Below are 14,062 nucleotides of genomic sequence, written 5' to 3'. Positions count from 1 at the left end.
AGGGTTCCCACGCCCGGCGCCCGCCGCATCCGGCGGCGGGTGGGTGCGGGCAGTTGCAGTTTCCGGGTCCGGAACGAGCCCTCCAGGGCCTCGTTCCGCTTGCGCCGGGCGGTGGGAACGCCGAGGGTTCCCACGCCCGGCGCCCGCCGCATCCGGCGGCGGGTGGGTGCGGGCAGTTGCAGTTTCCGGGTCCGGAACGAGCCCTCCAGGGCCTCGTTCCGCTTGCGCCGGGCGGTGGGAACGCCGAGGGGGCACACCGGAAAAGTCGAAGAAGGAATGACGCGGTGACGGATCGATCCACTGACATGTTCCCAGGGACCCGCGAAGCCCCTCCGCCGTCGCCCTCGCATCGGCCCGTCACCCACTGGCTGCGGGTCGATGCGAGGGCAGAGGCGAGAGGGGCGTCCCCCTCTGCAGAGCCCGAGCTGAGGCTTGTTCGGCATGCGTGACAAGGAACACCACATGCACCCACGCGTGGTGATCGTGATGGGGGTCAGCGGTGTCGGGAAGTCGGCCGTCGGCCGGTTGCTCGCCGCGCAGCTCGGCGCTGCGTTCCACGACGCCGACGATTTCCATCCCCCCGCCAACGTCGAGCGGATGCGCGCCGGCCTGCCGCTCACCGACGACCACCGCGCGCCGTGGCTCGCGGCGCTGCGCGGGTTGGTCGAAACCATCCTCGCCGGGCCCGACCGCGCGGCGATCGTCCTCGCCTGCTCGGCGCTCAAGCGGGCCTACCGCCAGCGCCTCGGCAGCGGGTTGCCGGGAGTCCGGCTCGTCCATCTCGACGGCGACCCGGAGCTGATCCGCCGCCGGATCGCCGCGCGGCGCGACCACTTCATGCCGGCCAGTCTCCTCGACAGCCAGTTGGCCACGCTCGAGCGGCCCGGCGGCGACGAACACCCGATCGTCGTCGACGTGGCCCACACCCCGGACGCGATCGTCGCCACGATCCTCAGGGAGCTGGCGTGCTGAGCACCGTCGCGCCCGCTCACAACACCGGAAGCGACGGCAGCGGCGGACGGGCGGCGTGGGCCGCCGCGAGGTTGCCGACGAGCCGCTCGCAGATCGCCGTGAAGAACGGGCGGCTCGCGTCGTCGTCGTAGTTTGCCGCCGTGCGGCCGGCATCGCCGTGCTCGCGGATCGCCATCTGCAGCGGCACTTCGCCGAGGAACGGGATGTCGAGGTCGGCGGCCGTCCGTCGTGCCCCGCCCGATCCGAAGATGTCGTAGCGCTTGCCGCAGCCCGGGCAGAGGAAGAAGCTCATGTTCTCCACCATCCCGAGGAGCGGGATCTGCACCTTGCGGAACATCGCGATCGCCTTGGTGGCATCGAGCAGGGCGACGTCCTGCGGTGTGCAGACGACGACCGCGCCGGTGAGCGGGAGGACCTGGGACAGCGACAGGGCGATGTCCCCGGTCCCCGGGGGCATGTCGATGACGAGGTAGTCGAGCGGCCCCCAGGCGGTGTCGCGGAGCATCTGGGCGATCGCCCCGTGGAGCATCGGCCCGCGCCACACCACCGCCTCGCCCGGCGGGATGAGGAACCCCATCGACATCACGGGCAGCGGATGGGGGCCGACCTCGAGGTGGAGCGGCTGGATCCGGCCGCCGTCGATCTGTGGCCGTCCCGACAAGCCCACCAGATGCGGCACACTGGGGCCGTAGACGTCGGCATCGAGGATGCCGACGCGGCTGCCGGCCCGCGCCAGCCCGATGGCGATCGAGACGGCGACCGTGCTCTTGCCCACGCCCCCCTTGCCCGACCCGACGGCGATCACGCTCTTCGCCTCGAGGCCGACCTGGCCGAGCTTGCCCGGGGCCCGCTCGTGGTTCTGGACGGTGATGACGACGGGCCCTGCCGACGGGAACGCCGCGCGGAGGCGCTCCTCGAGACGCGCCCTGGTGGCCTGCCAGAGGAGCGCGGAATGGGAGGTGAGGGCGATGGTCACGGCGATCCCGTCGGGACCGGCGGCGACGCTGCAGATCTGCCCCATCGGGCCGAGGCCGCGTCCGGTCTCCGGATCGGCGAATTCGGCCACCAGCGCCGTGACCGCGGCAGTTTCGGGAACCCTCATGGCAGCCTCGGTTCTGGGGCCGCCGCGGCATCCACGGCCACCGTCGCGACCGCGGAAAACGGGGAGGAGAGCGTGGCTGCGGCCGCCGTCGCCTGCGCGCCGAGGACGGCGCCTCCGGCTCGCCGCGCCGCCCGGAACAAGCCCTGTGGATGGATGGTGAACAGACCGACGAGCACCAGGCAGGCGATCATTCCCACCCCCGCGCCCACGCCGCCGTCGGACTGCACCCCGCGGTCGGTGCTGCGGAAGTAGATGGCGGCGATGATCCGCAGGTAGTACGCGGCGGCGATCGCCGCGTTGACCACCAGCGTGACGGCGAGGGCCACGAAGGCGAGGCGGCGCGGGCTCCAGCCGCCGGCGTCGACCTCGAGGGCGGAGGTGACCAGCGACAGCTTGCCCCAGAATCCGGGAAGCGGCGGGATCCCGGCGAGACTGAGGAGGCAGACGGCGATCGCGAAGGCGACGATCGGATTGGTCGCGGACAAGCCGTCGAGATCGGCGATGGTCGACACCTCCTCGCGCGGCGGGCGTGGGACCGCGGCGCTCCACACCGGCCAGCGATGGCCGAGGTAGGTCAGCGCCGCGAAGACGCCGATCGTCGCCACCGCGTAGGTGGCGAGGTAGAAGAGGGTGGCGCCGCCGCCGCTGATCGCGCCTCCGGGCGCGGCACCGCCGGTGGCGGCCGACGAGCCGAGTGCCGCGGTCGCGGCGATGCCGACCAGCAGGTAACCGGCGTGGGCGATCGACGAGCAGGCCAGGAGGCGGCGGAGGTTTGTCTGCCCGAGAGCCATCACGTTGCCGATCGTCATGCTCACGGCCGCCAGCGCCGCGGCCGCGGGCCACAGCAGGTCGAGCGTGGCGGTGGCTGCATACCCCACCGGTGCACCGTCGACCGGGCCGATCGCGAGCCCTGCCAGGCGCAACAACACGATCACGCCGGCCACCTTCGGCAGCGTCGACAACAGCGCCGCGTTGCCCGGGCTCGTGCCCTGGTAGACGTCCGGGGCGTAGAAGTGGAGCGGGAAGGCGGCGAGCCGGAACGCCGCACCGGCGAGGATCAGACCTGCAGCCAGCGGCACGAGCGCCGCGCCGATGACCACCGTGCCGGGCTCGGCCGACCGCAGCCGGGCACCGATCGTCGCCATCTCGGTCGAGCCACCGATGCCGTACAGGCAAACGACGCCGTACAGGAACAGCGACGAGGCCACCAGCGAGAGGAAGAAATACTTGAGGCCCGCCTCCTGGCCCGCGGCATCGGTCCGCTTCAGTCCGAGCAGGATCGCCGTCGGGATCGAGACCAGTTCCAGCCCGGTGAACAGCAACACCAGGTCGTTGGCGACGGCGGCGAGCGACAACCCGGTGACCAGGAGGAGAAACACCCCCGCCTCCTCGGCGGTGGACTGGTAGGGCTGTGCCTCGCGCAGCACGGCGCGCCGGAATCCGTCTCCTGCCTGGACGAGGGCCACCAGCGTTCCGAGGAGGAGCACGAGCGAGCGGACGAACCCCGAGAAACCGTCGATCGTCAGCGGGCCCGAGACCCCGTCGGCCGGTGCCGCCACCGTCGCCACGAACAGGGCCGCGACGATGCCGCCGAGGGCCACGAGCCACCCCGCCCGGAGACCCGCGAACGCGCCGCCGAGAAACACCGCCAGCGCGGCGATCACGAGGATGATCTCCGGGGTCAACAGCCAGAAGGTCGTGGGGGAGGTGGCGGGGGTCATCGCTGGCCTGGGGTGGGGGCGGGCGGCGCCGTCCTGGGATCGGACATGGCGACCGGCTCGGCGGCGCGGGGATGCGCTCGGGCGGCGTGGGGCGGCGCTGGCGCGCCCAGGTGCATCCGCTCGGCGAACCGCTCCCCGGCCGCGCCAGTGACGCCACGCACCGCGGCGGACGCCGGGCCGAGGAACGCCCCGGGGAACAAGCCGATCCACAGGGCGAAGACGGCCAGCGGTGCGATCGCACCCCATTCGTGCCATTCGAGATCGGCGGCCGGGGCGGTGAACACGCCGTCGTGGCTCCGCCCGCCGTGGGCCGCGTGCAGCGCGCCTGTCGCCCCATGGCCGTGGGAGTCGGCCGCACGCCGCTCCGCCCCGAAGAACACCCGCTCGACCGCCCACAGCATGTACCAGGCGCCGAGGACGAGGCCGGCCACCGCGCCGGCGGCGAGGAGCAGATACGCCGGCCGCCACTCCGCGGCGACACCTTGCCAGGCCCGCTGGAACGATCCGGCGAGGATGAGGAACTCGCCCGCGAACCCGTTGAGGCCGGGCAGGCCGATGCTCGCGAACGTGAACAGGACAAACATCGTCGTCAGCCACGGCGCCCGGGCGGCGAGCCCGCCGAGGTTCGGGATCGACCGGGTGTGGAACCGTTCGTAGATCATCCCCACCAGTGCGAACAGCCCCGCGGCCGACAGCCCGTGGTTCACGAGCTGGAGATTTGCCCCCTCGACGGCGGCGGGTTCCAGCGCGAACAGCCCCATCACGATGTAGCCCATGTGGCTCACCGACGAGTAGGCCACGAGCCGCTTGAGATCGGTCTGCACCAGCGCCACCAGCGCCCCGTAGACGATCCCCACCGCGCCGAGGGCGAACAGCCACGGGGCCGCGACGGCACTGGCCTCGGGGAGCATCGGGAGCGAGAACCGCAGGAAGCCGTAGATCCCCAGCTTGAGCAGCACGCCGGCCAGATCGACGCTGCCTCCCGTCGGCGCCTCGACGTGGGCCAGGGGCAGCCACGTGTGGAACGGGATGATCGGCACCTTGATGGCGAACCCCGCCAGCAGGGCGAGGAACACCAGCCACTGTAGCCAGCCCCCCGTGCCGTCCATCGGCAACGGGTGGGCCCGGACCCCGGCGGTCAGGGCCGCGATGTCGAACGTCAGCTGCCCGGTGTGCGAGGCATTCCAGACGACGATCGCCAGCAGGCCGACGAACGACAGCACGCTGCCGGCCAGCGTGTAGAGGAAGAACGTCACCGCCGCCCGGCGCCGCTCCTCGTGGCCCCAGATGCCGATCAGGAAGAACAGCGGCACGAGCGTGAACTCGAAGCAGACGTAGAACAGGATCACGTCGCGGGCCGCGAACACGCCGAGCATCGCCGCCTCGAGCAGCAGGAGCAGCGCGTAGAACGCCGCGACGTGCTCGCGGACCGAGTTCCAGCTGACGAGCACCGCGGTGACGGTCAGCAGCGCCGAGAGGGCGAACATCCACAGCGACAGGCCGTCGAGTCCGAGCGACAACCGGACGTCGAACGGCCCGTCGGTGAACCACGGGACGGTCGACACGGCGAACGCTCCGCCCGAGCGGAGGGCCGGATCGGCGAGCCCGCGGAGGACGAGGATCGCCACCAGGCCGAGCGTCACCAAAGCGGTCACCAGGGCACTCTGCCGGACGGCATGCGGGCCGCGCGAGGCCATGCCCCAGGCGACGACGGCGCCGACCAGCGGCGCGACGACCGTGAGGATCAGGAGCGTGGCGGTGGAGAAGCCGTTCATGCGTGCCTCAGAGCCACAGGTTCCAGGCCAGCGCCACGAGCATCCCGAGCACGCCGACGACACCGGCCAGGGAGTAACGCTGCAGCACCCCCCCCTGGAATCGGCGGACGACGCCCCCGAGGGCGACGGGGACGTGGGCCACGGAGCGCACGAGCCCGTCGATCACCACCCGGTCGACCGTCGCCGCCACGGCGGCGAGCCATTCCAGCGGGCGGACGACGGCCGCGTGCTCGACCTCGTCGAAGTAGAAGCGGCGTGCGAACAGCGTCTGGAGCGGGCCGAGGAACCGTTCCACGCTCGGGCCGTCGCTGCGCCGGCCGTAGTGCCCGATCGCCGCCAAGGCGATGCCGATCGCGGCTGCCAGCGTGCCCTGGATCGCCAGGTCCCAGTGGAACACCGGCGGCACGGCGGTGGCGGCGACGTTCGCGGCGGCGAGCGACGGGGTCGCGGCCAGGAACCGTGCCAGTCCATGGCCGATGAACAGCACCACGCCCGCCAGGAACGACGCGACCGCGAGGATCACCAAGGGACGGGTCATCACCGGCGGCGACTCGTGGCTCACCGCCGTCCGATGGCCGCCGGCTGGCTCGTGCCCGGCGGCGCCATGCCCAGCATGCCCGCCATGCCCGCCATGTGACGGACCATGGTCGTCGTGGCCATGCGCGCCGTGGCCATGCGCTTCGGGGGGAAGCCGCAGCGGACCGGTGAACGTCATGAAGACCGCGCGGAAGGTGTAGAAGGCGGTCAATCCAGCCGTGAACAGCGACATCCAAAACAGCGTCCGGTAGAGCCGGGGACCGGCGAGCCAGTCGAGAGGCCCGGCTGCCGCAGCGCCGCCGCTTGCGGAGACCGCCACGGCACGGTGGCTGGCGGCCGATCCCGAGGCGACCGGGATCGTCGGGGGGGCGGCACGGCGGTCCCACGTGGCGACGCGGACCGCGGGAGGGGTGGCCGCCGCCGGGGATTCGTCGTGGTGGCCGCTGGCGTGTGCGTCGGGCCAGCCGCGGGAGTGGAGGGCCGCGAGAATCTCGTCCTTGCTGAAGAAGCCGGCGAAGGGTGGCACACCCGCCAGCGCCAGGGCGCCGACGAGGAACGTCGCCCGCGTCACCGGCATCACCGTCCACAGCCCGCCGAACCGCCGCATGTCGATCACGCCCCCCATGGCGTGCATCACCGACCCGGCGCCGAGGAACAGCAGGGCCTTGAAGCAGGCGTGGGTGACGAGATGGAAGATGCCCGCGGTGAAGCCGCCGAGCGTGCCGGTGCCGAGGGCGGCGAACATGTAGCCCAGCTGGCTGATCGTCGAGTAGGCGAGCACGCGCTTGAGGTCGGTCTGGACGGTGCCGATCAGGCCGGCGACGAGCGCCGTCGTCGCCCCGACCAGCGCCACGACCGCCAATGCCCCCGGTGCGGCGACGAACAGCGGGGCGCAGCGCGTCACGAGGTACACGCCGGCGGTCACCATCGTGGCGGCATGGATCAGCGCGCTGGCGGGCGTCGGGCCCTCCATCGCGTCGGGGAGCCAGACGTGCAGCGGCACCTGGGCGCTCTTGCCGCAGGCGGCGAGGAGCAGGAGCAGGCAGATCGCCGTGCCGATCGCCCCGCCGACGATCGCCGTCGGGTCGGCGAGCCGGGCCGCGCCCAGAATCCCCGGCACCAGCGTGCCGTCGGCCAGGCGGGTGTCGTGGAAATCGAGCGTGCCGTAGGTGAGCCAGAGGAGGAACACGGCGATGGCGAGGCCGAAGTCGCCGACGCGGTTGACGAGAAACGCCTTTTTCGCCGCCCGGGCCGCCTCGGGGCGCCGGTACCAGAATCCGATCAGCAGGTAGCTGCAGGCACCGACTGCCTCCCAGAAGACGTACACCAGGAGGAAGCTGCTCGAGGCGACGAGCATCGCCATCGAAAACACGAACATCGACACCAGTGCGAAGAACCGTGGCTGGTCGGGATCGTCGTGCATGTAGCCGATCGAATAGACCGCGACCAGCAGGCCGATCGAGGTGATCACCACCAGCAGCGTCGCGGTCAACGGGTCGAGGCGCAGCGTCACGCCCAGCGACAGTGGCCGCGGCGCCGAGCCGTCGGCCGGCGTCAGCGCACCGTCGATCGTTGCCCAGCGCCACAGGTCGACCGTGTGTTCGACGGGCGCCGCCGTGTCGTGGCCGGTGCCCGCCGCTCCGCCGGCGGTGAACAGCAGGAACAGCGCCGCGATCGCCGCGGCACCGATGCCGACCGCTGCGGGAAGGTGGACGCGCGGACCGAGGCGCCGGCCGGCGAAGACGGTCACCAACCCCGCCAGGAGCGGGAGCAGTGGCACGAGGACGAGGAGCAGGGAACGCATGGAGATCGGGAGCCGGTGAGGGAGGGATCGGGATGGCCGGCACCAGGCCGGCCGACGGAACTCTGGCCGTCAGACGTGCTCCCGGGAGGGTTCGGCGCTGTCGTCGTGGGCCGGCTCGACGCCCGACGGGGTGAGCCGTGGCCAGACCGGGGCGACGGTGTCGGTCGCAGGCAATTCGCGGTCGATGCGGCGCGGCACCTCGGTGTCGCGCAGGCTCTGCCAGGCGGCCGAGTCGAGCCGACCGGTGCGGGCGAAGGCCTGGAGCACGAACACCAACGCGACGGCGGCCTCGCAGGCCGCCACGGTGAGGACGAACACGACCAGGGCGTGGCCCCCGAAGTCGCCGTGGTACCGGCTCCAGGCGACGAGGCTCACCGAGATGCCCTGGAGCATCAGTTCGGCCGAGAGGAACATCACGATCAGGTTGCGGCGGGTGAGGATCCCGACCAACCCGAGAACGAACAGCACGGCTCCGACGACCAGCGCGCCGTGGATCAACGAAGGGAACGCCGCCGCCAGCATCACGCCGCCCCCCTTTCCGCCGACTCGGCCGCCTCGCCGCGCGAGACGACCGCGATCGCGCCGACCAGGGCCACCAGCAACAGCACGCCGGCTGCCTCGACGGCGACGAGATGCCGGCCGAACAGTTCCGCACCCAGCCGAGCCACGGCATCGGCATCCAGCGCCGCCGGGTCAGCGGGGCGGGCGGGAACCGCCGCGGCGGCGACCGCATCGGCCCGCGACGGTACCTGGCAGCAGGCCGGGGGCTCAGCCGAGAGACGGCCGATCGACACAGTGAGCAGGGCCAGGAGTACCCCCCCGGCGACGGCCGAGAGCAGTGGCTCGTTGGATACGCGGTCGTAGGGGGCCAGGCCCGTGGGCTGCGCGAGCATGAGAACGAACAGGAACATCACGAGGATCGCGCCGGCGTAGACGACGATCGTGGCGACACCGAGGAACTGCGCCCCGAGCACCAACAGCAGCCCCGCGACGCCGGCGAGGGCAAGGGCGAACCAGATCGCGGCGTAGACCGGGGACCGCGTCACCACCGTCGCGGCTCCGCCGACGAGCGCCACCGCGGCCACGATCTGGAACACCGCCTCTTCGCCGAGTCCGCCGAGGCGGCGCCCGGCAAGCGCCAGACCGGCGAGCGCGGCAACGCCGAGCGCCGCCCCCAGCCGGCTGCTCCAACGCTCCAGCCAGCCGGCGCGCTGCACGGACGGCAGCAGGAGCCAGAGGCTCGCGGCGAACGCCGCGACCGACCCCAGCAACAGCGGTGTCGCACCGTCGGGAAGGGTCACGGCGTGTGTCCTCCGGGAGCGGAGGCGGTCGCGTGGCCGGCCGACTTCATCGGCTCGGCATCCTTGGTGATGTCGTAGACGCTGAGGAGTTTTTCCTTGTCGAAGATCATCTCCTCGCGGCTCCGCCCGGTCAGGTCGAGGAGGCTGGTCAACTCGATCGCGTCGACCGGACAGGCCTCCTCGCACATTCCGCAGAAGATGCAGCGCAGTTCGTCGATCTGGAAGCTCTCGGGATACTTCTCCCGGTCAGGCCAGGGGCTCTCCGCCGCGACGATGTCGATGCAGTGGGCCGGGCAGGCGGTGGCGCAGAGAAAGCAGGCGACGCACTGCACGCGTCCCTGCTCGTCCTTGTTGAGCCGGTGCACGCCGCGGTAGATGAGCGGATTGCCCACCGTCGGTCGTTCGTCGGGGAAACTGACGGTGACCTTCGGGCTGACCATGTGGCGGGCGGTCGTCGCCAGCCCCTGGACGAACAGCGGCAGGTAGAGTCGCTCCGCCAGCCCCAGCGGCTTCTCCTCCAACCACACGATCTGCGGATCGGTCGGCTTCATCTCGGGCTTGCCTCCAGGCGGTGGCCGCCGGCCATGTCGTCCAGCGGGTCGTGGTCGAGATCGTGCTCGGCGTCGAGCGGACCGTGGGTGAGGATCGGCGTGTTGTCGGTGCCGCTGGGGGTGAACACGCCGGCCACGATCCAGCCGACGAGGAACGTCGCCCAGGGGAGACCGACGGCCAGCCATCCGGCCGCCGACGAGCCGAGCCGCCCCACCAGCCACGGCCGCAGCTCCTCGACCGCCGCCACCGTGACAAGGTTGGCCAGGCCGAGCGGGAGCATCACCTTCCAGGCGAGGTTCATCAGCTGGTCGAAGCGGAACCGCGGCCAGCTCCAGCGGACCAGCATGAAGAACACGATCACGCCGAGGATCTTCGCCGACAGAATGGCGAACCGCAGCAGCGCCCCCGCCCAGGTGACTTCGGTCCCGGCGCCGGTCACTCCCCACAGGTGCCAGCCGCCGAGGAACATGATCACGATCAGGAACGCGGCCGTGATCATGTGGAGGAACTCGGCGACGAGGAACAGCAGCAGCCGGATCCCCGAATACTCGGTGTGGTAGCCACCGACGAGCTCCTGCTCCGCTTCGGGCAGGTCGAACGGCAGCCGCGCCGCTTCGGCGAAGCTGGCGACGAGGAACACGACGAACCCGAGCGGCTGGGCGAATGCGTACCACACGCCACTCGCGGCCTGCGCCTCCATGATCCGGTCGAGTCGCAGCGACCCGGCGGCCAGTACGACCCCGAGCAAACCCATTCCGAGCGGGATCTCGTAGGCGACCAACTGGGCGCTCGAGCGGAGCCCGCCGAGAAAACCGTATTTGTTGTTGCTCGCCCAGCCGCCGAGAAGGACACCGTAGACGGCGATACTCGACAGCGCGAAGACCCACAGCACGCCGACGTCGAGGCCGGGCGCCACCAGGAACGGCACCGGATCGGGCAGCCCGGCGAGGCCCAAGGGGGGCAGGACACTGCCGAAGGGGATGGCCGCGAAGATCGCCAGCGAGGCCGCGAGGATCAACAGCGGGGCCGCGTGGTACAGGACGCGGTCGACGTGGGAGGGAGTGAAATCCTCCTTGAGGATGATCTTCAAGCCGTCGGCGAGCGGCTGACCGAGCCCAAACAGGCGGATGTCGGTCAGCGGGATGCCGACCCGATTGGGCCCTTTGCGGTCCTGGACCCAGGCCGCGATCCAGCGCTCGAGGAGCACGAGATAGGCCGCCGCCGTCATCAGACCGCCGACGAGCAGTCCGATCTTGACCAGCGCCGCGATCGTCGTCGCATTGGGGAGCAGGGAGTTCATGAGTGGGTCGCCGACTCCGTGGCGGCCAGTTGGAAGATCCGCAGGTCGAGGCCGGTGGCGGGCAGCTCGTCGCCGAGCACCGTCAGTGCCGGGACCGCCGCGGCGATCTCCCGGCGGATGACGGCAGGATCGTACAACCCACGGCGCCCGAGCATGTTCCAGAGCAAGCGCCCCTCGGGCCAGACGCCGGCCGGAGGACGAATCGCCTGCTCGAAGCACTGCGCGCGGTGGCCGGCGTTGACCCATGTCCCGGCCCGCTCGGCGAACCCGACGGCGGGGAGGCGCCAGCGGACCGCGCCGCCACCGTCGAGGTCGGACAGCGGCGATGCGAACAGATCCTGGACGACCAGGCACTCGAGCCCGGCGAACGCCGCGGCCGTGGCGGCGTCGATCCACGGCCCGGGATAGGCCGCCGTGATCCAGACGGCTTTCGCGCGCCCCGAGCGGACGTGGTCGAGGAGGTCGTCCCAGCGCGAGATCCCCGGGCCGAAGTGGGCCAGGACCGCCTCGACGCCGCGCCGGTTCGGGCACTTCTCGGCGCGGATCGTGAAGCCGCCGGGGTAGGTCTCGTCGGCACCGCCGTGGGGGACCGGCCCGAGGGCGAGCAGTGCAGCCGGGTCGATCTCGCGGGCGACCGCGGCGAGCATCCAGGCCTCTTCGACCGTCAGCATCGGCGAAACCGCGACGGCCAAGCCACCGGCCGCGGCCAGATCGGCACGCAGCCGGGAGACGACATCGGGCCAGTCGACGGCCGATTCGCCGCCGGGGGCACGGCGCGTCACCTCGGCCACCCGCGCCGGGTCGTGGAGGTGGTGCCAGCCGTAGCGGCCGTCGTCGCACATCCACCAGCGGTTGACGTGGGGATTCTCCCGCGGCTTGAGCCGGTAGACGGTGTCCTGGTTGTGTTCGGTGACGATCGAGCAGCCGGTGGCACAGCCGCCGCAGACGTTGGCCTCGCGCTTCAGGAACCAGACACGCTGCTGGTAGAGGAAGTCCTTGTCGCCGAGGGCGCCCACCGGGCACAGGTCGACGACGTTACCGGCGAGTTTGTTGTCGAGCGGGAAGCCGGGAAAGGAGTCGATTTCCTCCTTGGCACCGCGGCTGGTGACCATCAGTTCGGCCGTGCCCGACACCTCCCGGGTGAAGCGGACGCAGCGCGTGCACATGATGCAGCGATCGACGAACAGTGTGACCGTCGGGCCGACGTCGCGCCGCCGGCTGTGGAACGGCTGGAGATCGGCGCGCCGCTGCGGCTGGCCGTGCTGGAAGTGGTAGTCCTGGAGGAGGCACTCCCCGGCCTTGTCGCAGATCGGGCAATCGATCGGGTGATCGATGAGCAGCGCTTCCTCGACCCGCGCCCGGCTCTCACGCACCAGCGGGCTGTCGGTGACGATCACGGTGCCGTCCTTGGCCGGCGTCTGGCAGCCGGGGACGAGCTTGGGCACCATCGTGATCTTGCCCGTGGCGGCGTCGCGCGAGCCGGTCTCGACGAGGCACATCCGGCAGCTGGCGACGACCGACAGCCCGGGGTGCCAGCAGTAGTGGGGGATCTCGGTGCCGGCCCGGCGCGCGGCCTCGATGCAGTTGAGGCGCTCGTGGGCCCCGATCTCGATCTCCCGTCCATCGACGATGACGGTCGGCATCAGTGGGCTCCCACGATCTGCAGGGCGGGAACGGGATCGGTGACCATCCAGCCCGAGGGATTGGTGCGTCGGATGGAGTCCTCGAACTCGCCGCGGAACTTCTTGATCGCGTTCTTCATCGGCCAGGCGGCGCCGTCGGCGAGCCCGCAGATCGTCGAGCCGGGCATCATCCCCATCGTGTTGCCCATCTCGAGGAGCAGATCGAGGTCGGCCAGCCTTCCCTTGCCGGCGCGGATCCGCTCGAGGATCCGCAGCGACCAGCTCGTGCCCTCGCGGCAGGGGGTGCACTGGCCGCACGACTCGTGGGCGAAGAACCGGGCCGAATTGTGGAGCACGTCGACGATGCTCGTCTGGTCGTCGATCACGACCACTGCCGCCGTTCCCAGCCCCAGGCACCCGACCCTTCCCGGTCCGGCGAAATCGAGCGGCGTGTCGAGCTCGCTTTCGGTCATCAGCCCCATCGAGATCCCGCCGGGGATCACCGCCTTCGCTTTCCGCCCCTTCCACACGCCGCCGCCATGGCCGTCGATGAGTTGCCGGGCCGTGATCCCGAGCGGAGCCTCGTAGCAGCCGGGGCGTTCGACATGGCCGGACAGGCAGTACAGCTTGGGGCCGTAGCTGCCCGGATCGCGGGGATTGGCCGGGTCGGCGGGGACGCCGATCGACCGGAACCACTCGACACCGCGGCGGAAGATCTGCGCGACACAGGCCATCGTCTCGATGTTGTTGACGACCGTGGGCTTGCGGAACAACCCTTCGATCGCCGGAAACGGCGGCTTGATCCGTGGCCAGGCCCGCTTGCCCTCGAGGCTCTCGATCAGGCCCGTCTCCTCGCCGCAGATGTAGGCCGCGGCACCGCGGTGGAGGTGGACGTCGAGGGAGAAATCGCTGCCGAGGATCCGCCGGCCGAGGAGCCCGGCCGCGTAGGCCTCGTCGATCGCTCCCTGCAGCCGGTGCCAGCTGCGGGGGTATTCGTAGCGGAGGTAGATGTAGGCCGTGCTCGCCCGGGTCGCGAACGCGGAGAGGACGATCCCCTCGAGGACCTGGTGCGGGTCGTCCTCCATGAGGATCCGGTTGTTGAACGTGCCGGGTTCGCTCTCGTCGGCGTTGACGCACAGGTAGATCGGGCCGGGGTGGTCCTTGGGAAGAAACGTCCACTTGAGCCCGGTCGGGAATCCCGCGCCGCCGCGGCCGCGGAGCCCGGATGCCTTCACCGTCTCGATGACGTCGGCAGGCTTCTTGTCGCGGAGGACGTGCTCGAGGGGGGCGTAGCCACCGCGGCTGCGGTAGCTGGCCAGGCCATGGCCGTCGGGAATCCCGACCGCCTCGAGAAGGACCGGTTGGAATGGCTGCAT

The 14,062-nt window shown here is 71.2% G+C and carries 10 protein-coding genes and 1 pseudogene; 1 reads left to right on the top strand and 10 read right to left on the bottom strand.

Annotated features, from left to right (window positions below):
* Positions 1-441: 441 nt before the first annotated feature.
* Entirely contained in the window at positions 442-972 is a 531-nt protein-coding gene (locus FJ309_02135; GenBank protein MBM3953415.1) for a gluconokinase, read from the top strand.
* Between the two features lie 16 nt (positions 973-988).
* On the opposite strand, the gene FJ309_02130 is transcribed toward FJ309_02135, so the two are convergent.
* From FJ309_02130 to nuoF, 10 genes and pseudogenes are all read right to left on the bottom strand, one after another.
* Positions 989-2,074 (bottom strand): Mrp/NBP35 family ATP-binding protein, encoded by a 1,086-nt coding sequence (locus tag FJ309_02130; GenBank protein ID MBM3953414.1) that lies wholly within the window; start codon positions 2,072-2,074, stop codon positions 989-991.
* Positions 2,071-4,050 carry an NADH-quinone oxidoreductase subunit N gene (locus FJ309_02125; GenBank protein ID MBM3953413.1) on the bottom strand — a complete coding sequence of 660 codons (1,980 nt, stop codon included), beginning with the start codon at positions 4,048-4,050 and terminating at the stop codon, positions 2,071-2,073. The genes FJ309_02130 and FJ309_02125 overlap by 4 nt, the downstream gene beginning before the upstream one ends.
* Positions 3,792-5,570 (bottom strand): NADH-quinone oxidoreductase subunit M, encoded by a 1,779-nt coding sequence (locus FJ309_02120; GenBank protein ID MBM3953412.1) that lies wholly within the window; start codon positions 5,568-5,570, stop codon positions 3,792-3,794. The genes FJ309_02125 and FJ309_02120 overlap by 259 nt, the downstream gene beginning before the upstream one ends.
* Positions 5,571-6,591: 1,021 nt before the next feature.
* Positions 6,592-7,911 (bottom strand): annotated as a pseudogene (locus FJ309_02115) (NADH-quinone oxidoreductase subunit L).
* Positions 7,912-7,980: 69 nt separating this feature from the next.
* Positions 7,981-8,433 carry an NADH-quinone oxidoreductase subunit NuoK gene (gene nuoK, locus FJ309_02110; GenBank protein MBM3953411.1) on the bottom strand — a complete coding sequence of 151 codons (453 nt, stop codon included), beginning with the start codon at positions 8,431-8,433 and terminating at the stop codon, positions 7,981-7,983.
* Positions 8,433-9,212: an NADH-quinone oxidoreductase subunit J gene (locus FJ309_02105; protein MBM3953410.1), complete on the bottom strand. Its 780-nt coding sequence runs from the start codon at positions 9,210-9,212 to the stop codon at positions 8,433-8,435. The genes nuoK and FJ309_02105 overlap by 1 nt, the downstream gene beginning before the upstream one ends.
* Positions 9,209-9,763 carry an NADH-quinone oxidoreductase subunit I gene (locus tag FJ309_02100; GenBank protein ID MBM3953409.1) on the bottom strand — a complete coding sequence of 185 codons (555 nt, stop codon included), beginning with the start codon at positions 9,761-9,763 and terminating at the stop codon, positions 9,209-9,211. The genes FJ309_02105 and FJ309_02100 overlap by 4 nt, the downstream gene beginning before the upstream one ends.
* Positions 9,760-11,064, bottom strand: a complete 1,305-nt coding sequence (gene nuoH, locus FJ309_02095) for an NADH-quinone oxidoreductase subunit NuoH (protein MBM3953408.1) — start codon at positions 11,062-11,064, stop codon at positions 9,760-9,762. Before nuoH ends, FJ309_02100 begins: the two co-directional genes overlap by 4 nt.
* Entirely contained in the window at positions 11,061-12,707 is a 1,647-nt protein-coding gene (locus FJ309_02090; protein MBM3953407.1) for a 2Fe-2S iron-sulfur cluster binding domain-containing protein, read from the bottom strand. The genes nuoH and FJ309_02090 overlap by 4 nt, the downstream gene beginning before the upstream one ends.
* On the bottom strand, positions 12,707-14,062 hold the full coding sequence (gene nuoF, locus FJ309_02085; protein MBM3953406.1) for an NADH-quinone oxidoreductase subunit NuoF: 1,356 nt from the start codon (positions 14,060-14,062) through the stop codon (positions 12,707-12,709). The genes FJ309_02090 and nuoF overlap by 1 nt, the downstream gene beginning before the upstream one ends.

Source organism: Planctomycetota bacterium (assembly GCA_016872555.1).
Lineage (GTDB): Bacteria > Planctomycetota > Planctomycetia > Pirellulales > UBA1268 > F1-20-MAGs016.
Note: the sequence above shows the minus strand (reverse complement) of the source record. Positions and strands in the feature narration are given on the sequence as shown.

Coding starts and splice junctions, on each gene's coding strand:
- nuoF (MBM3953406.1), bottom strand. CDS start 14,062: ATGCAGCCATTCCAACCGGTCCTTCTCGAGGCGGTCGGGATTCCCGAC.
- FJ309_02130 (MBM3953414.1), bottom strand. CDS start 2,074: ATGAGGGTTCCCGAAACTGCCGCGGTCACGGCGCTGGTGGCCGAATTC.
- FJ309_02125 (MBM3953413.1), bottom strand. CDS start 4,050: ATGGCACGAATGGGGTGCGATCGCACCGCTGGCCGTCTTCGCCCTGTG.
- FJ309_02135 (MBM3953415.1), top strand. CDS start 442: ATGCGTGACAAGGAACACCACATGCACCCACGCGTGGTGATCGTGATG.
- FJ309_02100 (MBM3953409.1), bottom strand. CDS start 9,763: ATGAAGCCGACCGATCCGCAGATCGTGTGGTTGGAGGAGAAGCCGCTG.
- FJ309_02090 (MBM3953407.1), bottom strand. CDS start 12,707: ATGCCGACCGTCATCGTCGATGGACGGGAGATCGAGATCGGGGCCCAC.
- FJ309_02120 (MBM3953412.1), bottom strand. CDS start 5,570: ATGAACGGCTTCTCCACCGCCACGCTCCTGATCCTCACGGTCGTCGCG.
- nuoH (MBM3953408.1), bottom strand. CDS start 11,064: ATGAACTCCCTGCTCCCCAATGCGACGACGATCGCGGCGCTGGTCAAG.
- nuoK (MBM3953411.1), bottom strand. CDS start 8,433: ATGCTGGCGGCGGCGTTCCCTTCGTTGATCCACGGCGCGCTGGTCGTC.